Origin of the sequence: Burkholderia mycopellens (assembly GCF_964265025.1) — a bacterium.
In the GTDB taxonomy this organism is placed as follows: Bacteria; Pseudomonadota; Gammaproteobacteria; order Burkholderiales; family Burkholderiaceae; genus Burkholderia.
Genome location: NZ_OZ183802.1, coordinates 497891 through 514753 on the forward strand (window position 1 = coordinate 497891; position 16863 = coordinate 514753).

The 16863-nt window shown below is 64.6% G+C and carries 16 protein-coding genes; 14 read left to right on the top strand and 2 right to left on the bottom strand.

Translation table 11 applies throughout. From position 1 onward, the window contains the following. Nucleotide 1 precedes the first annotated feature (1 nt). The 10 genes from ACPTTC_RS02420 to ACPTTC_RS02465 all read left to right on the top strand — a co-directional run bounded on the left by ACPTTC_RS02420 (nucleotide 2) and on the right by ACPTTC_RS02465 (nucleotide 9983). Complete coding sequence (locus ACPTTC_RS02420; RefSeq protein ID WP_226200956.1) at nucleotides 2–532, top strand: EVE domain-containing protein; 531 nt, start codon at nucleotides 2–4, stop codon at nucleotides 530–532. Next, entirely contained in the window at nucleotides 529–1770 is a 1242-nt protein-coding gene (locus ACPTTC_RS02425; RefSeq protein ID WP_423391431.1) for a beta-ketoacyl-[acyl-carrier-protein] synthase family protein, read from the top strand. The genes ACPTTC_RS02420 and ACPTTC_RS02425 overlap by 4 nt, the downstream gene beginning before the upstream one ends. Nucleotides 1771–1773: 3 nt before the next feature. After that, nucleotides 1774–2898 (top strand): beta-ketoacyl synthase N-terminal-like domain-containing protein, encoded by a 1125-nt coding sequence (locus ACPTTC_RS02430; protein WP_423391432.1) that lies wholly within the window; start codon nucleotides 1774–1776, stop codon nucleotides 2896–2898. Between the two features lie 4 nt (nucleotides 2899–2902). Next, a complete protein-coding gene (locus tag ACPTTC_RS02435) occupies nucleotides 2903–3229 on the top strand; it encodes an acyl carrier protein (protein ID WP_423391433.1) in 327 nt (108 codons plus the stop codon). 53 nt (nucleotides 3230–3282) lie between these two features. Next, nucleotides 3283–4854 carry a class I adenylate-forming enzyme family protein gene (locus tag ACPTTC_RS02440; RefSeq protein ID WP_423391434.1) on the top strand — a complete coding sequence of 524 codons (1572 nt, stop codon included), beginning with the start codon at nucleotides 3283–3285 and terminating at the stop codon, nucleotides 4852–4854. Then, nucleotides 4841–6295 carry an aromatase/cyclase gene (locus ACPTTC_RS02445; RefSeq protein WP_423391435.1) on the top strand — a complete coding sequence of 485 codons (1455 nt, stop codon included), beginning with the start codon at nucleotides 4841–4843 and terminating at the stop codon, nucleotides 6293–6295. Before ACPTTC_RS02440 ends, ACPTTC_RS02445 begins: the two co-directional genes overlap by 14 nt. Continuing rightward, on the top strand, nucleotides 6292–7485 hold the full coding sequence (locus ACPTTC_RS02450; protein WP_423391436.1) for an alpha/beta hydrolase family protein: 1194 nt from the start codon (nucleotides 6292–6294) through the stop codon (nucleotides 7483–7485). The genes ACPTTC_RS02445 and ACPTTC_RS02450 overlap by 4 nt, the downstream gene beginning before the upstream one ends. 27 nt (nucleotides 7486–7512) lie before the next feature. Further along, nucleotides 7513–8697, top strand: coding sequence for an MFS transporter (locus ACPTTC_RS02455; protein WP_423391437.1), 1185 nt, complete (start codon nucleotides 7513–7515; stop codon nucleotides 8695–8697). Between the two features lie 63 nt (nucleotides 8698–8760). Next, on the top strand, nucleotides 8761–9504 hold the full coding sequence (locus ACPTTC_RS02460) for an SDR family oxidoreductase (protein ID WP_423391438.1): 744 nt from the start codon (nucleotides 8761–8763) through the stop codon (nucleotides 9502–9504). An 86-nt stretch (nucleotides 9505–9590) separates the two neighbouring features. Next, nucleotides 9591–9983 carry a DUF4902 domain-containing protein gene (locus ACPTTC_RS02465; protein WP_423391439.1) on the top strand — a complete coding sequence of 131 codons (393 nt, stop codon included), beginning with the start codon at nucleotides 9591–9593 and terminating at the stop codon, nucleotides 9981–9983. Nucleotides 9984–10016: 33 nt separating this feature from the next. Here ACPTTC_RS02465 and ACPTTC_RS02470 read toward each other — a convergent pair whose 3' ends face one another. After that, a complete protein-coding gene (locus tag ACPTTC_RS02470; RefSeq protein WP_423391440.1) occupies nucleotides 10017–10727 on the bottom strand; it encodes an autoinducer binding domain-containing protein in 711 nt (236 codons plus the stop codon). Nucleotides 10728–10835: 108 nt separating this feature from the next. Between ACPTTC_RS02470 and ACPTTC_RS02475 the strand changes: the two genes are divergently transcribed. Beyond that, entirely contained in the window at nucleotides 10836–11186 is a 351-nt protein-coding gene (locus ACPTTC_RS02475; protein WP_423391441.1) for a hypothetical protein, read from the top strand. 328 nt (nucleotides 11187–11514) lie between these two features. Here the strand turns inward: ACPTTC_RS02475 and ychF are convergent, their stop codons facing one another. Further along, nucleotides 11515–12609 carry a redox-regulated ATPase YchF gene (gene ychF, locus ACPTTC_RS02480; RefSeq protein WP_069247026.1) on the bottom strand — a complete coding sequence of 365 codons (1095 nt, stop codon included), beginning with the start codon at nucleotides 12607–12609 and terminating at the stop codon, nucleotides 11515–11517. Nucleotides 12610–12855: 246 nt separating this feature from the next. Between ychF and ACPTTC_RS02485 the strand changes: the two genes are divergently transcribed. From ACPTTC_RS02485 to ACPTTC_RS02495, 3 genes are all read left to right on the top strand, one after another. Beyond that, nucleotides 12856–14034 carry a UbiH/UbiF family hydroxylase gene (locus tag ACPTTC_RS02485; protein WP_423391442.1) on the top strand — a complete coding sequence of 393 codons (1179 nt, stop codon included), beginning with the start codon at nucleotides 12856–12858 and terminating at the stop codon, nucleotides 14032–14034. Nucleotides 14035–14124: 90 nt separating this feature from the next. Further along, nucleotides 14125–14853, top strand: coding sequence for a DsbC family protein (locus tag ACPTTC_RS02490; RefSeq protein WP_423391443.1), 729 nt, complete (start codon nucleotides 14125–14127; stop codon nucleotides 14851–14853). Between the two features lie 99 nt (nucleotides 14854–14952). Then, a complete protein-coding gene (locus tag ACPTTC_RS02495; protein WP_423391444.1) occupies nucleotides 14953–16752 on the top strand; it encodes a M61 family metallopeptidase in 1800 nt (599 codons plus the stop codon). The last annotated feature ends 111 nt before the right edge of the window (nucleotides 16753–16863 follow it).

Below are 16863 nucleotides of genomic sequence, written 5' to 3' on the forward strand. Positions count from 1 at the left end.
TATGAGCAAATTTTGGTGCGGTGTGGTGTCTCGCGAGCATATCAAGCGCGGCGAAGCCGGGGGATTCTGTCAGGTCTGCCACGGCAAGAAGGGGCCGCTGGCCCGGATGTCCGTGGGCGACGGCATCGTGTTTTATTCGCCCGTTCTCGAGTTCAAGGGAACCGAGAAATGCCAGAAATTCACGGCGATCGGACGCGTGACCGGCGAGGACACGTACCAGTTTCAGATGGCGCCCGATTTCATTCCGTATCGGCGCGACATCGCGTACCTGCCATGCCGCGAGATCTCGATACATCCGTTGCTCGATCGTCTGGATCTGACGGCGGGCAAGCAGAACTGGGGCTACAAGTTCCGGTTCGGACATTTCGAACTCTCGGCACGAGATTTCGAGATGATCGGTCGCCTGATGGTGGAGGAGCGCGTGTTCGACGAAAGTTTCGACCTGTCGGCGGCTGCTCGTGGCGCGTTGCAGGGCGACCTCCTGGACGCACTTGCCGATGGTGCGCATGACAACACCGGGAGCGCGCGATGAGCCGAAGAGTCGTCATTACAGGCCTTGGGGTCGTCGCACCGAACGGTATCGGCGTCGAGGAATTCTGGAACAACACGTTGCAGGGCGTGAGCGGCATCAAGCCCTACGGGTGGGGCGCGGCGTTCGGTTTCAAGAGTGCGGCCAGCGGCCAGGTGACCGATTTCCGGCCCGACGAGTCCGCCTCGGAAGCCGGCCATAGCCGCTACGTCCAGTTCGCGCTGGCCGCCGCCCGGATGGCAGTCGAGGATGCTGGCATCGATGTGTCCGGACATGACCCGTTGCGCGTCGGTGTGTCCATTTCCTCCGCGATCGCGGACGCGGCCTCGATGGAGGAAAACCTGAAGACGCTGACCGGATCGGGCGAGGCCGACGTGGCGCCCGACAGGGTGCGGGACGGGTTCTATGATTCGTTCGACTTTGGTCTGGCCGCGACCGCCATCGCAACGAAATACGGTGTGGCGGGTTCGGTGTCGAACCTGTCGACGGGCTGCACCGCCGGACTGGACGCATTGGGTTACGCACTGGATCAGATTCGTTCCGGCACTGCGGACGTCATGATTGCCGGCGCGAGCGAGGCGCCGCTATGTCCTCTGTCGATTGGCTCGTTCGAAGCGCTGGGTGCGCTGTCCAGCCGCACCGTTCCGGCGTCGGAAGCATCGTGCCCATATACGGTGGAACGCGACGGGTTCGTGATTGCGGAAGGTAGTGGCGTGTTCGTGCTGGAGTCGTACGAGCACGCGATGCGGCGCGGGGCGCACATCTATGCGGAGCTGGCCGGCTATGCGTCGGTGAACAACACCTATCACATGACCGATCTGGCGCCGGACGGCGCCGAACTGGCGTGCTGTATTCGACAGGCGCTGGACGATTCCGGATGCCAGCCGGACGACGTCGATCACATCAGCGCTCATGGCAGCTCGACACCGCAGAACGACATCAACGAGACCAACGCGATCAAGTCGGTGTTCAACGCGCGGGCCTACGGCATTCCGGTCAATTCGCTGAAGGCGATGACGGGGCACAGCCTGGCCGCGGCCAACGCTGTCGAGACGGTCGCGCTATGCCTGGAAATGCGGCATCAGAAGATCCATCCGACGATCAACTATCGCCGGCCGGATCCGGAGTGCGACCTCGACTACGTGGGCAATCAGGCGAGGGACTCGCGGCTTCGCGTCGCGCTGAAGCTGTCGAGCGGTTTTTCTGGAATCCATAGCGTCATTGTTCTGAGGGCGATCTGAGCCATGTCTGCAAGAAAACGAATCGTGGTTACCGGGCTCGGCCTGGTCAGTCCGCATGGCGGCGTTGACGCGCTGAGCACCGGGCGGCTCGGGCAAGGCTCCGCTCTGTCGGTTCCACTGGCGAATGGAACCCGGCTCCGCTCATTCGAGGATTTCGATTCCTCGCGTTTCGTTCCGCCCAGGCTGAAGCGCAAGATCGACCCGTTCGTCGTCTATGGCCTGAGCGCGGCGGGGCAGTGCCTCGAGGACAGCGCCGTAGCGGCCGGCCGGATCGACAAGGCGAGTGTCGGCGTGTTCGTCGGCAATTGCCTGGGTGGCTGGGGATACATCGAGCCGCAGGTCCGCGGGCTGCACGTCGGCGGTGTGAAGGAAATGAGTCCGTACGTCGCCACCGCGTGGTTTCCCGCTGCCCTGCAGGGCCAGATCTCGCTCGAGCACGGAATCAAGGGGTTGTCCAAGACCTTTTCCGCGCGCAACGTCGCGGGCCTGCAGGCCATCGGCAATGGCATCGCCGCGTTGCAGAGCGGGCGCGTCAAGGCGGCGCTGTGCGGGGCGGCGGAAGGGCTGAACACGCCCTACGTTCGCGCGGTACTCGGCCACCCGAGCAGCCCGGCGAGCGCGCGTGGCGCAGTTCTTGGCGAGGAGGTGCGCACCGACCTCGCCGAGGGGGCCGCGTTCCTGATGCTGGAGGAACGGGAACATGCGCTTGCCCGCGGCGCCCGGGTCTATTGCGAAGTCAGCGGCGCGGCGGACGGTTTCTGTCCGTCCGAGTCGCTGATCCCGCGTGTCATGTACGACGCGCTGAAGCAAGCGGCCGGCGATGCCGGGAATCCGGCGCTCCTGGTGCGCGACGGCATGCTGGCGAAGGAGTCGGAATGGGTCCGCCATGTCGTCGGCGACATGGCCCCGACCGTCACTGTCGTGAACAGCAAGCCGGCTTACGGCCACATGTTCGCGCTGTCCGGCGTATTCGAGGCCGTCCTGGCGGCGCGTCACCTGCAAAGCGGCACGCTGACTGCGTCGCTTTACGAATCCGGCGATCGCCCGGACGCCGGCTGCTCGGCAGCGATCATCCAGCGCATGAGCCCTCGCGGCGGCATCGGCACGCTAGGGCTGGTGCAGTGCTGAGGGCGTGACCACCATCAAGATGAAAGGAAAAAAAATGAATGCAGACGTGACGAAAGTGATCCAGGAAATGATCGCCGGTTATCTGGGGCTGCAGGCGAGCGATGTGGACATGTCGGCGGATCTGGATCTCGAGTACGACATGGATTCGACCGAGTTGACGGACTTCGCGCAGCTCATCGAGAAACGGTTCTCGATCTCGATCGACAAGTCGCATCGGCGGAGTTGGGAGACCGGTTGCGATATTGCGGCCTTCGTGGCGCAGATGCTGTCGGAACCCGATGGCGCACGCGTTACCGCCGCGCGCGCGTACGCGGCGCAGCCGGTCGCCTGATCACGGCGGCTCCGCACGAACCTGAATGCGGAGCCAACTAAATAGGATCGCTAATGAAGTTGATTTCACTGATTGCGTCCGCTCGAGGCGAACGCGGCAAGGCGATGCTGACGGGCAAAGGCGGAGTCTATGCGTCCGACGATCTCCGTGGCGCCGTCGCGCTGACGATTCGTCGGTGGCAGGGAGCAGGCATTGCCTCGGGGCAGCGGATCCTGCTGATTGCCGACCATGACGAACAGGCGCTGTTCGCCCTGGCGGCGGCCAGCGCGCTCGGCCTGCAGGTGGTCATGCCGTACAACCTCGCGGACACTGCAGTCCAGGAGTGGCAGGACCTGCACGGACTGGTGCGGCCGGATCACGTGCTGTACGTCAAGTCCGACCCGGTCGCGGCCGACGCATTGCAGGCGCGAGGTATTGCGAGTCTGCGCAGCCGTGTCGATCCGGCATCGGCGCGCGCGGCGCGGCACGACTCGCTGGTCGTTGCCGCGCCTGACCCCGTCGAGCATTTCCTCATGCTGTTCAGCAGCGGAACGACAGCTCGCCCGAAGGCGATCAGTATCTCCGAGGCACTGATCTGCAGGCGAATCGCGAGCGTGACGCGGCGCCTCTCGTTTCGAGCGGACAGCCGGATCTTCCAGTCCGGGCTGATGAACAACACGACGGGAATCATTTTTTCGTTCGGCAGCGTACTGCATGGCGCCAGCCTGTTCTATCCGGAGGGCCGCGATGTCTCCCGGTGGCCGGCTCAGATGGCGCGGCTCGGCATCACGCACGCGATGCTGCGTCCCGTCACGCTGCAGCGATTCCTGAACGCGATGGTGCGGGACGACGTGCGTCTGGAGCAGATGCAGGTGATGGCGTATGGCGCGGCGCCGCTTCCGCTGTCCGTGCTGGAAGAGGCGAGGCGCCGCATCGGCTGCGACTGGGTGCAGGGATACGGCCTGAGCGAGACCTTCGGGCCGTTCTGCTGGCTGACGGAGAGCGACCATCGGATGGGCCTGCCACAGCGGCAGCTCCACTGCGTCGGCCGGCCCGACGACACGCTCGAAGTTGCGCTGCGCGACGGGGCAGCCGCGCCCGTGCCGCCGACACCCGGTGCGGAAGGTGAGGTCGTCCTGCGAGGCGACGGCCTGATGGCCGGTTACTTCGACGCAGGGCTGAGCGGCGTCGAGCCGCTCCCAGAGTGGTTTCCGACGGGCGACTACGCATGTATCGGCCCGGACGGCGAATGGGTGCTCAAGGGGCGTATCAGCGAGAGCCTGCTGACGCCGAACGGCCACCGGATCTACCCGGAGGAGGTGGAGGGCGTGCTGGCCGCGGTGCCTGGTATCGGCGAGGTGGTCCTGGCCGGTTGGCCGGCGTGTGGCGGGTTCGGCGAGCATCCGGTCGCCTGCATCTACCCGAACTCGGCTGCTGACACCCCGGACGCGCTGCTGGCGCGGATCAGGTCGAGGTTGCGGCAAACGCTCAGTGAAGAAAAATGGCCGTCCTTCCTGTTCGTGAGCGCGGCACCGTTTCCCAGGAATGCAAACGACAAGATCGTGCGCCGTGCGGTGGCGGGCGCGTTGGTCGAGGCGTCGCTGATCACAATTCAAATGGCGGAAATGAACCATGCAACTGTCTGAATCCAGTTCGATCGTGTGCAATGCGGCGCCGGAGCGTGTGTTCGGCATCATTCGTGATTCGGCGCGCTGGCCCGAGCTGTTCGAGCCATGCCGGGCGGTGACGCACTTGCGGAAAGACGAAGGTGGCGAGCACATCCGGGTGTGTGCGACGGTCAATGGCCTGGAAATGGAGTGGGAGTCACGGCGGACGTTCCTGCCCGACGTGTATGGCATCGACGTCGAATCGGTGAAGCCGATGGCGCTGGTGCGGGACATGGCGACCAGCTGGCGCGTGATCGTGGTCAACCAACAGCAGAGCCTGCTGGTGCTGGAGCATGTGTTCACGCTGGCGGACCCGGTCGCCGGCGTGGTCGATGGCGTGGACGATAACGCCGCGGCGGAAGCATTCGTGCGGCGGGCGATTCGCTCGAATTCCCTGCGCGAGTTGCGCAGCATCAAAGCCGCAACCGAGCAGCCTGACCTGCCGCGTGAGCCGTCGCGGGCGTTCTCGACGATGCATGCGATCGTTTGCGACGCACCGGCGCAAAACGTCTACGACGCGCTGAAGGATGTCGGCAACTGGCCGCTGATCATCGACGCGTGCACGTCCGCGACCGTGGTGTCGCGCGAGCATGACGCGGAAGTCGTCCGCATCGACGCCATCCAGGGCGGCCTGCCGGTGTCGTGGGAAACGCATCGGACGTACCGTCCCGAGATCTTCAGAATAGATTTTCACCTGCGCGTGCCGATGCCGTTGCTGGAGCGCATGGGTGGTCAATGGCGGGTGGTGCCGCTGTCGGATCGCCGCTGCGTCCTGCACGTCACGCGTGACTTTCTGGTCAAGGCTGACGTCACCGGCATCCGGCCGGATATAGCCGACGTGGCGGCGGCTGTCGATTTCATCCGCGAATTCACTTGCCGCAATGGCGAAAGCGAGATGGGGGCGATCCGCTCTTTCGTCGAGCGGCAGCGCGCGGACTGCGCGTCGTTCGAAACCCGCCATTCGCTGCCGTTCCCGCCGGACAAGGTCTACGAAGTCCTGGCCGATGTCGCGTCATGGCCGGACGTGCTTCCGCATTGCGAACGCATCGACATCCTGCACGACGACACCGTCAACCAGGAATTCCTGCTCACGATCGCCGCGGAGCGGGGCGGTGAGCGTTTCCGCAGCATTCGCCGCTGCGACGCCAACGCGTTGTCGATTCGTTACTTCCAGCCCGAGCCGCCGGCGCTGCTGCGCGCACATGAAGGCGAATGGCGGGTCGTGGCCTCCGCGGCTGGTTGCGAAGTGATTTCAGCCCATCGGATTCGCATCGACGAAGACATGGCGCGGCAGGCATTCGGGAGCGCAGACCTGCGCGAGAACAAGGCGCGGATCAGTGCGCTGATTGCCCGCAACAGCCAGGCCGCCGTCGACGCCTGCGGCGCGTGGCTGCAGCGCGCGGTAATGGAGGCGGCATGAGCGGATCGCTGAGACTGCCGGGAGGCGTGTACGAGGCGTGCCAATACTTCATGCCGCGCATGATGTTCCTGCATACGGCTCGTGGTCCGCAACTGCAATGGGGGGACATCGTGCAGGCGCTGCACGATTTCCCGACCGGCTGCACCGACCTCGCGTCGGGCGCGTTCTGGGACGAATGGATGATCAGGTGGGAGCGTCACGGCATCGCGTGCGTCGAGCAGGCGAAGCGGGTGCATCCCGGGCCGGGCCGGGCGCGTTGCTATCGCACCGCCGCGGCGAGCTTCCACTGGGCCGAGTTCATGTATTTCTCCGACCGGGAGCGCAAGACGCGGCTGCGTGAGCGTGTCCGGGACTGCTTTCTCGAGTCGCTGAAGGACAGCGATCTCGACGTATCGATGGGCGTGGTGCGCTGGCAGGGCGTCGAGATTCCGTATTACCTGCTGTTGCCGACCGGCAATCGCCGGTATGGTCCGCGTCCGCCGTGCGTGATCCTGTCGAACGGGCTGGATTCGGTCACCGAGCTCGAGCCGTTCGCGTTCGCCGAGCAGTTTCTCGAGCGCGGGATGGCGGCGTTGCTGTTCGAAGGACCAGGACAGGGGCGGCAGGTCGGCCGCACGCCACTGGATCCGCGCGTCGAACTGATCGTGCCGGAACTGGTGCGTGCGCTGCGCGCCGGGAATGCCGTCGATTGCGAACGGTTGGGCTTCTTCGGCGTGAGCTTCGGCGGTTATCTGGCTCTTCGCGTGGCGCAGCATGCGGGGCATCTGTTCCGCGGCGTGGTGAACCTGTCGGGCGGCCCATGTCTCGCGCCCTACGCCACCTTGCCGCGCCGGCTGAAGGAGGACTTCGAATACGCATTCATGCCGGACGACGTCGAGGCGATGCAGGCGCGTTTCGACGCGCTACGGCTGGATTTGTCGCGGCGTTGCGAGACCGACGTGCTTTCGATTCACGGTGCGCTGGACGACATCTTCCCCGTGTCGGGCATTGAACTGCTCGAGCAGGCATGGGCCGGCCGGCATCGGGCCGTGATCTACCCGCGCGCGGCACACGTCTGTCTGAACCACATCGGGCAGTACAGCGTGGACCTGACGGACTGGCTGGCCGAGCGGCTGTTGCCGGACGCGCCGGTGCGCGACCAGCAAGCGCCGCGTGACGAGGAACCGTTCTGCTCTGCCGTTCTCAATTAATTGGAGAGACACAAAATGGATCGATTCATGAAGCTTCGCCTGGGGCTCATGTACTTCTGCATGTTTTCCTTCATCGGGATCCACATGCCGTTCTGGCCGGTGTGGCTGAATTCGAAGGGCATTTCGCCCTCCGGGATCGCGACGCTGACCGCGCTGGCGTTCGCGCTGAAGATCGTGTTCACGCCGGTGGTCTCGGGCATCGTCGACCGTAATGGTCGCAAGCGCGAAGCCATCATCCTGCTGGCATTCGGTCTGCTGGCCGGGTGCGTGATGTTTACGCAAACGGATCGCTTCGTCACCATCTTCCTGCTGACGACGTTTGCGTTTGCCTGCTGGTCTCCGATCATGTCCCTGTGCGAGAGCATTGCGACGATGCAGGCGCGTGCTCACGGCCTCGATTACGGCAAGATTCGGCTGTGGGGTTCGGTCGGCTTCATGCTTGTCGTGGTCGCAGCGGGCAAGGTGATGAACATGTTCGGCGGCGGCTCGCTGTTGTGGTTCATCGTCGGTGCGGCGGCGATGGTCTTCGTTGCCGCATGCCTGCTGCCGCGAGAGCGCGTGGTGGTCGAGCGAGCCGGCAAGGTCAGTTCCGCGCCGTTCTTCGCCAGTAAATGGTTCGTCCTGTTCCTTGCGTCGACGCTGCTGATCCAGGGCAGCCATGCTGCGTATTACACGTTTGGCTCGCTTTACTGGCAGCAGCAGGGCCTGTCCGATTCGATGATCGGTGTGCTCTGGGGGTGGAGCCTCGCTGTGGAGATCGCATTCTTCGCGTTCGGGCGTTCGCTGGTGAGCCGTCTCGGTCCCGTCAACGTGATCGTCCTGGGCGGGCTGGCCGCCGCCCTGCGCTGGACATGTATCGGCATGAGCGCGAACGTGCCCTTGCTGATGGCGGCTCAGGTGCTGCAGGCGCTGACGTTCGGCGCTTCCCACATGGCTGCGATGAAGATCATTACCGAACGGGTGCATCCGTCGTTGTCGGCATCCGGCCAGGGGCTGTATTCGGCCTTCATTATGGGCATCGGCATGGGGGCGTTCGTGCTTCTTTCCGGCCCGCTCTACAGCGCGCTGAAAGGCGCGGTGTTCCTGACGATGGCACTGGTCGCGCTGCTTGGAACCGCCGGCGCTTTGTGGGTCCGCAAGCTGCCCCTGACGACGGTGCGCCCTGTCGAGCTCCCCGTCGTGCCGGCCGGAGTGATGCCGGCCGTCAAATGAAACGCGAGTCAGACCACGTCGACCTCGAAACAAGCTTGCTTACCTAGATTGGAGAGAATGAGTATGGAAAATAATCGATCAGCCCAACGTGTCGCGATCGTGACCGGAGCTTCCGGCGGTATTGGACGAGAGGTGGCCCTGCGACTGTCCGCGGAGGGTTTCGCGGTGGTGATCGGCTATCACCACGGCGAGGATGTTGCGCATTCCGTGTGTTCGGCGATCGAGGCACGGGGCGGTGCCGCCGTTGCCGTCAAGGCGGATCTTGCCGCCGAGTCCGGCGCGAGTCAGCTGTTTGGCGTGGCGCGGGAGCGCTTCGGCGGCGTGGATGTGGTGTTCAACAATGCGGGCGTCGTAGGCACGGGCCCGATCGCAACGCTGGCGGCGAGCGATTATGATCGATTGTTCGACGTCAACGTGCGGGGGGCGCTGATGGTGTTGCAGCAGGCTGCAATGCACCTGCGTGACGGTGGCCGGATCGTCAATACTTCGTCGACCATCGTGGGGGCGCCGATCGCGGGGTCCGCACTGTACTCCGCATCCAAGGCCGCGCTTGAAGCGTTTGGCCGGGTCTTGTCGAAAGAACTGGGGACGCGCGGTGTCACGGTCAATAATGTCCGCCTGGGGCCGGTCGTTCCCGGCATGTTTTCGAAAGCGCCCCCGGAGCGGCAGGCGGCAATGGCTGCCGCCTCGCCGTTCAAGCGGCTCGGGACGCCTCAGGATGTCGCCGATGTCGTGGCTTTTCTGGTGGGTGAGCAGGGCGGCTGGGTGACCGGTCAAACCTTGACGGTGGATGGCGGCGCGACCTGAAACCTTCGGGGTCGGTTTTGAGGTGAGTCGGCGGGGAGGCCATGGTCTCCCCGCGACAGCAACTTCGATTGGAAGGATCAAAGATCGTGGAGCATGATTTTCGGTTTACCGACGATGGTCGTATCGGATTGACGATAGAGAGGCTCTTGTCCGTCCAGCTGACCCACTTGATGTCGGGATTGGACGAGGACATCAATGACAGTGCTCGTGGAGAGTCCGGCGTGTGGACCGGCTACACCGAATGGATCGGCGAGGTGGCGAACACCAGGATCAGCCTCGGGTGGGATATCGAGTTGGGCGTGCAGGTCGGGCAAGGGGAGTGGAGCCGAAGCGGCTGTCCTCGCTCGAACATCTGCCTGCTGGAGGCGGGGGGCGACGCGTATTCGTGGAAGAAGAATCTGGTCGTGCTGGGGACCGTCGTCGATGCGCTGGGCTGGCAGCAAACCGTGGCACGGGCCATCGAGCAGCGCTATCGTTGACGGCGGACGATCAATGCGAATGCGGTGCGTCGGTCAACACAGGTAGCCGAGCAACGCCGCCTTCACGACGGCGGCGGTCTTGTTGGCGGCGCCGAGCTTCGCCACGGCGTTCTTGATATGGAAGTTGACTGTATTGTCCGAGATCGTGAGGATGGCCGAAATGTCGGCGGACGTTTTGCCGTCCGCGGCCCAGCGCAGCACCTCGATCTCGCGTTCAGTCAGGTTTGCCGTCGCGCTTGCGGTCTGGTTGAGGACGGACGTCGACATGACAAGGTGGGTGATGTGGGCTAGCCACCGCCGCTTTGTATCGTTCGCTTCCAGCTCCGCGGCCGTGAGCGGTTCTCGGGAGCGTGCCAAGGTCAGCATACCTCCTGTCCCCGACTTGTCCATGACGACCTGCGCCCAGCCCACGCGAAGATCGTGCGCTTGGGCCTCTTCCCACATGGCTGGCGCCGACTGGAACAATTCGTCACTCCAGATCACGGGGCGGCCGCTTTGGCGGCAAGCCTTGATGGTGGGGTCGATGGCGATATAGCCCTTTTCCTTGTAATGGTCCTGCCAGGCCTTGGGATAATTGCTGATCGTGATTATCTTTGGCTGAGTCAGCGGAAGCGGCTGTTTCATGCCATAGGCGCAATACTCGAAACCGAGCTCCTTGGTTGCTTTCTCCACTTTTCGCAAGATCTCGTCAATAGACTGCGAGCCTCCGAGCAATTCGAGAAGATCTTCTTGCCAGTTAAGCATGATGCGAATCGTAGAAAGTTGTAGCGATGTTCAGGGTTTTCGCATTCGGACATCATGTCGGTACCAACTCGGCAAGCATGGCGCCGGCATAGTCTACGACACGGACGAATGGAAATTCTCCGACTACAGGATTGTATCGCCTTCTTTTTTTCAACCGTTTCGGTTTTGTTTGGCGATTTCAGACGCCCTCGCGATTGTTGTTACGTCGTTTTTATTGCCGCTCGCTGCAATCGGGAACGGATTGCCTGCACTTTCAATGCGCTACATCAACTCGACGCAAAAGATTTGCACGTGGATGCGCGAAATACTTCAGCGCGGGCCGCTATTGGAAGCCGGGCGCGGATGCTGTGCGAGTCATGCATGCCGAAGTGTCAGCGGCATGAGTTGATTTCGACGGCTGATTATAAGAAGAATGAGTTTTCCTGTATAGGTTGTGATTTGAGCGCCGGACGCGCCTGATTGCCGGGCGGCGGTCGAGTTCCCGTTGATTGGAATGGATTCCGGTTCAATGGTGCAAATTGTGCAAATAATTGGAAAAGCATCCAGTTGCATGTGGGGCCTGACTGGGCGCGTCGCGGTCTTGAGGGAGGCTCGTGCGTCGGACCTGTTTTTGCTGTCGGGCACGTTGAGTATCGACGAGGCATTCGGGGGCCCGACGGATGCACACGGCCGACCGAGTCCACCACAATCCGTGCGATTGCCCTTTATGGATGCGATCACGCGCCTCCGAAAAAGAAAAGGCTCGCAAAATGCGAGCCTCTCGGGGATATCTCGAGCGCTTCGGCGCTTAGACGTTGAACAGGAAGTTCATCACGTCGCCGTCGTGCACGACATATTCCTTCCCTTCCGCGCGCATCTTGCCGGCTTCCTTCGCGCCCTGTTCACCCTTGTAGGTGACATAGTCGTCGAACGCGATCGTCTGCGCGCGGATGAAGCCGCGCTCGAAGTCGGTGTGGATCACACCGGCTGCCTGCGGTGCCGTGTCGCCGATATGGATCGTCCACGCGCGCACTTCCTTCACGCCCGCGGTGAAGTACGTTTGCAGGCCGAGCAGCTTGAAGCCCGCACGGATCACGCGATCGAGGCCCGGCTCTTCCATGCCCATGTCGGCGAGGAACGCTTCCTTGTCCGCGTCGTCGAGATCGGCGATTTCCGCCTCGATCGCCGCGCAAACGGCCACGACCGGCGCGTTCTCGCTTTCCGCGTACTTGCGGACCGCGTCGAGGTGCGGGTTGTTCTCGAACCCGTCGTCCTTCACGTTGGCGACGTACATCGCCGGCTTCGCGGTGATCAGGCAGAACGGCTTGAGCAGCGCCTCTTCGTCATCCGACAGCGCGAGGCCGCGCACGGCCTTGCCCTGGTCGAGTTGCGCGCGCACCTTCTCGAGCACCGCGACGAGCTTCGCCGCTTCCTTGTCGTTGCCCGACTTCGCAGCCTTCGAATAACGCGTGAGCGCCTTCTCGACGGTGCCGAGGTCGGCGAGCGCGAGTTCGGTGTTGATCACTTCGATGTCGTCGATCGGGCTGACCTTGCCGGCGACGTGAATGACGTTCTCGTCCTCGAAGCAGCGCACGACGTGCGTGATCGCGTCGGTTTCGCGGATGTTCGCGAGGAACTGGTTGCCGAGGCCTTCACCCTTGCTCGCGCCCGCGACGAGGCCCGCGATGTCGACGAATTCGACGACGGCCGGCACGACGCGCTCCGGCTTGACGATCTCGGAGAGCGCCTTCAGGCGCGTATCGGGCACTTCGACGATGCCGACGTTCGGCTCGATCGTGCAGAACGGGTAGTTCTCGGCGGCGATGCCGGCCTTGGTCAGCGCATTGAACAGGGTGGACTTGCCGACGTTGGGCAAGCCGACGATGCCGCATTTGAGACTCATGGAATCCTTCGGACGGGTAAGGCGGCGCGGCCGGACAGGGCACGGCGGCGCGGGAAAAAAGGGCGGCCGGCGCTTGGGGCGCGGCGGGCCGACGGTCAAAGACGCTATTGTACCGTGCCGACGCCCCGGATTCCGGGCTGGCGCCGAACGGCCGATGCGGCGGGCCGCCGCGCTGCCGCATCGGCCTGCGATTCTGCTGATTTCCCGCAAAGTCCGGCCGCGTAAGGGTTTGGCCCCGCGGCTATAATGCCCGCCATGACTGCCCACCACACCTTCGACGTCGCCGTGGTCGGCGGCGGGCTCGTCGGCAAGACGGCCGCGCTCGCGCTGACCCAGTCCGGCTACAAGACAGCCTTGCTCGCCCAGCCGGCCACGCCGCGCCCCGCCGATCTCGCATTCGACACGCGCGTCTACGCGCTGTCCTCCAGTTCGCAGGCGCTGCTCGAGCGGCTGCGGGTCTGGCAGGCGCTCGATCACAGCCGGCTCGCACCGGTCTACGACATGCGCGTGTACGGCGATGCGCACGCGGAACTGCATTTCTCCGCGTACCAGGCTTCCGTGCCGCAGCTCGCGTGGATCGCCGAATCGTCGCTGGTCGAGGCGTCGCTCGATGCCGCGCTGCGGTTCCAGCCGAACCTCACGTGGTTCGATGCGCGCGCACAGGGCTTCGACGTGCGCGACGACGCGGCCGTGCTCACGCTGTCGTCGGGGCAGGTGCTGGAAGCGGACCTCATCATTGGCGCCGATGGCGCGCATTCGTGGGTGCGCTCGCAAATGGGGGCCAAGATCGAGCGGCGCGACTACCGGCAAACCGGCGTTGTCGCGAACTTCAAGGCGTCGCTGCCGCATCGCGAGACGGCCTACCAGTGGTTCCACGAAGGCGAGATCGTCGCGCTGCTGCCGCTGCCGGACGGGCATGTGTCGCTCGTCTGGTCCGCGCACACCGCGCATGCGGACGAACTGCTCGCACTCGATCCGGCGCAGCTCGCGGCCGAAGTCGAGCGCGTGTCGCACGGCCAGGTCGGCACGCTCGACTGCGTGACGCCGGCCGCCGGCTTCCCGCTGGCGCTGCAGACGGTCGACAAGCTGATCGCGCCCCGCGTCGCGCTCGTCGGCGACGCCGCGCACCTGATCCACCCGCTCGCGGGGCAGGGGATGAACCTCGGGCTGCGCGATGTCGCGGCGCTCGCCGATGCGATCGCCGGCAAGGAAAGCTTCCGCAATCTCGGCGATACGGTGCTGCTGCGCCGCTACGAGCGTTCGCGCCGCGAGGACATCCGCGCGCTGATGGTCGCGACCGACGGGCTGCAGCGGCTGTTCGCGGCGCCGGGCTCCGTCGCGAAGGCCGTGCGCAACGCGGGCATGGCCTTCGTCGGCGCGCAGCCGCTCGTGAAGCGCTGGCTCGTGTCGGCCGCGCTCGGCTGATCGAACCTTCGGCCGCGTCGCCGGTCGGACACGGTTCCGTTACGGCGTACACTGTGCCGTGCACACCGATTGAGCTGAAGGAAGATTTCGATGAAAAAAACGATCCGCATCGCGTCGCTGGCGCTGGCCGTCACGATGGCGACGCTTGGCTGCACCGCGCAGGCCGACCAGACCACCGACAAGCTGAAAGCGACGCTGCAGGCCCGCCTCGGCAACGACGCACCGATCAAGAGCGTGTCGAAATCGCCGGTCGCGGGCCTTTACGAAGTGAACCTCGGCTCGCAGATCATCTATAGCGACGCGGCCGGCGACTACGTGCTGCTCGGCGATCTCGTCGACGCCAGGACGCACAAGAACCTGACCGACGCACGCCTGTCCGAAATCAACAAGATCGACTTCGCGAGCTTGCCGTTCGCGAATGCGATCAAGGTCGTCAAGGGCAACGGCGCCCGCAAGATCGCGGTGTTCTCCGATCCGAACTGCCCGTACTGCAAGAAGCTCGAGACGACGCTGCAGTCGGTCGACAACGTGACCGTCTACACGTTCCTGTACCCGGTGCTGTCGCCGGATTCGACCGCGAAGTCGAAGTCGATCTGGTGTGCGACCGACCGCGCGAAAACGTGGCAGAGCTGGATGCTCGACCATCGCGCACCGTCCGGCGCCGGCACCTGCGATACCACGGCGCTCGACAAGAACCTCGCGCTCGGCCGCGGGATGAATGTCACGGGCACGCCGACGATCTTCCTGCCGGACGGTCGCCGCCTGCCGGGCGCCGTGTCGGCCGACCAGCTCAACCAGGCGCTCGCCTCGAGCAAGTAACCGACCACACGCCGGGCCGCATGGCCCGGCTAGCGAGGGGCGCCCGCATCTGCCGGCGCCTCTCTTCGTTTTCGCTGCTGTATTCGACCGATTGCCACGATGACCCAGCCGATCCGCTATTCGATTGTCCCGAAAGATCTTGCCGCGCACCTGTTCGAAGTGTCGGTGACAGTCACCGATCCCGATCCCGAAGGCCAGCGCTTCTCGCTGCCGGTGTGGATTCCGGGCAGCTATCTCGTGCGCGAGTTCGCGCGCAACATCGTGACGCTCGGCGCGTTCAACGACGCGGGCCGCAAGGTGCGGATCGCGAAGACCGACAAGCACACGTGGCAGGCCGCCCCCGTGAACGGCACGCTGACGCTGCGCTACGACGTGTATGCGTGGGACCTGTCGGTACGCTCCGCGTATCTCGACGAATCGGGCGGCTTCTTCAATGCGACGGCCGTGTTCCTGAGCGTCGCCGGCCGCGAGTACGCGCCGTGTGAAGTCGACATCGCGAAGCCGGCCGGCTCGGCGTTCCGCGCGTGGCGTGTCGGCACGTCGTTACCCGAGGCGCGCGGCACCAAGCGCTACGGGTTCGGCGCCTATCGCGCGTCGAACTACGACGAACTCTCCGATCATCCGGTGACGATCGGCGAATTCGCGCTCGCGACGTTCGACGCGCACGGCGTGCCGCACGACATCGTGATCGCGGGGCGCGTGACACAGCTCGACATGGAACGCCTGCGCACCGACCTGAAGCGCGTGTGCGAAGCGCAGATCGCGCTGTTCGAGCCGAAGTCGAAGAAGGCGCCGATGGACCGCTACGTGTTCATGACGCTGGCGGTCAGCGACGGCTACGGCGGCCTCGAGCATCGCGCGTCGACCGCGCTGATCTGCAACCGCACCGACCTGCCGGTGAAGGGGCGGCCCGAAACGACGGAAGGCTATCGCACGTATCTCGGTCTCTGCAGCCACGAGTACTTCCATACGTGGAACGTGAAGCGCATCAAGCCGGCGGCGTTCGTGCCGTACGACCTGACGAAGGAAAACTACACGTCGCTGCTGTGGCTGTTCGAAGGCTTCACGTCGTATTACGACGACCTGATGCTCGTGCGCAGCGGGCTGATGTCGCAGGACGACTATTTCGCGGCGCTCGGCCGTACGGTCGGCGGCGTGCTGCGCGGCACGGGGCGCCTGAAGCAGAGCGTCGCCGAAAGCTCGTTCGACGCGTGGATCAAGTACTACCGCCAGGACGAGAACGCGACCAACGCGATCGTCAGCTACTACACGAAGGGTTCGCTCGTCGCGCTCGCCTTTGATCTCGCGATCCGCGCGCAGACACGCAACAAGAAGTCGCTCGACGACGTGATGCGCCTGCTGTGGCAACGCTACGGCCGCGATTTCTACCGCGGCAAGCAGGCGGGCGTCGAGGAAGATGAAGTCGAGGCGCTGATCGAAGAGGCGACGGGCGTTGCGCTCGGCCGCCTGTTCGCCGATGCCGTGCATGGCACGCGCGACCTGCCGCTCGCCGAACTGCTTGCACCGTTCGGCGTGTCGCTCGCGCCCGATGTCGCGAACGGCGCGACCGCGAAGCCGACGATCGGGGCGCGCCTGCGCGGCGGCGCGGACTGCACGTTTGCGGCCGTCTATGAAGGCGGGGCCGCACATCGCGCGGGGCTGTCGGCGGGCGACACGCTGATCGCGGTCGACGGGCTGCGCGTCACGGGCACCAATCTCGACGCGCTGCTCGCACGCTACCGGCCGGGCGACAAGGTCGAGGTTCACGCGTTCCGGCGCGACGAGCTGCGCGCCGCGAAACTGAAGCTCGACGGCCCGGAAGTCACGCGCTACCGGCTGACGGCGGCCGCGAAGCCGGCTGCGGCCTCGAAGGCCCGGGAGGCCTGGCTGAAGGGTTGAGCGTACCGAAGCGGGTATCGGGGCGCGATCAACGATTGTTCTGCTGCTGCAACAATCCGTCGCCCTGAACCCGCTTTTTCGTGGTCATGCGGCCACGCACAATGGCGTCAC

Excerpts from the sequence above, each read along its gene's own strand:
- ACPTTC_RS02425 (WP_423391431.1), top strand. The coding sequence starts at position 529 with ATGAGCCGAAGAGTCGTCATTACAGGCCTTGGGGTCGTCGCACCGAAC.
- ACPTTC_RS02420 (WP_226200956.1), top strand. The coding sequence starts at position 2 with ATGAGCAAATTTTGGTGCGGTGTGGTGTCTCGCGAGCATATCAAGCGC.
- ACPTTC_RS02470 (WP_423391440.1), bottom strand. The coding sequence starts at position 10,727 with ATGCTTAACTGGCAAGAAGATCTTCTCGAATTGCTCGGAGGCTCGCAG.
- ACPTTC_RS02490 (WP_423391443.1), top strand. The coding sequence starts at position 14,125 with ATGAAAAAAACGATCCGCATCGCGTCGCTGGCGCTGGCCGTCACGATG.
- ACPTTC_RS02440 (WP_423391434.1), top strand. The coding sequence starts at position 3,283 with ATGAAGTTGATTTCACTGATTGCGTCCGCTCGAGGCGAACGCGGCAAG.
- ACPTTC_RS02450 (WP_423391436.1), top strand. The coding sequence starts at position 6,292 with ATGAGCGGATCGCTGAGACTGCCGGGAGGCGTGTACGAGGCGTGCCAA.
- ACPTTC_RS02460 (WP_423391438.1), top strand. The coding sequence starts at position 8,761 with ATGGAAAATAATCGATCAGCCCAACGTGTCGCGATCGTGACCGGAGCT.
- ACPTTC_RS02455 (WP_423391437.1), top strand. The coding sequence starts at position 7,513 with ATGAAGCTTCGCCTGGGGCTCATGTACTTCTGCATGTTTTCCTTCATC.
- ACPTTC_RS02475 (WP_423391441.1), top strand. The coding sequence starts at position 10,836 with ATGGAAATTCTCCGACTACAGGATTGTATCGCCTTCTTTTTTTCAACC.
- ACPTTC_RS02445 (WP_423391435.1), top strand. The coding sequence starts at position 4,841 with ATGCAACTGTCTGAATCCAGTTCGATCGTGTGCAATGCGGCGCCGGAG.
- ACPTTC_RS02495 (WP_423391444.1), top strand. The coding sequence starts at position 14,953 with ATGACCCAGCCGATCCGCTATTCGATTGTCCCGAAAGATCTTGCCGCG.
- ychF (WP_069247026.1), bottom strand. The coding sequence starts at position 12,609 with ATGAGTCTCAAATGCGGCATCGTCGGCTTGCCCAACGTCGGCAAGTCC.
- ACPTTC_RS02430 (WP_423391432.1), top strand. The coding sequence starts at position 1,774 with ATGTCTGCAAGAAAACGAATCGTGGTTACCGGGCTCGGCCTGGTCAGT.
- ACPTTC_RS02485 (WP_423391442.1), top strand. The coding sequence starts at position 12,856 with ATGCCCGCCATGACTGCCCACCACACCTTCGACGTCGCCGTGGTCGGC.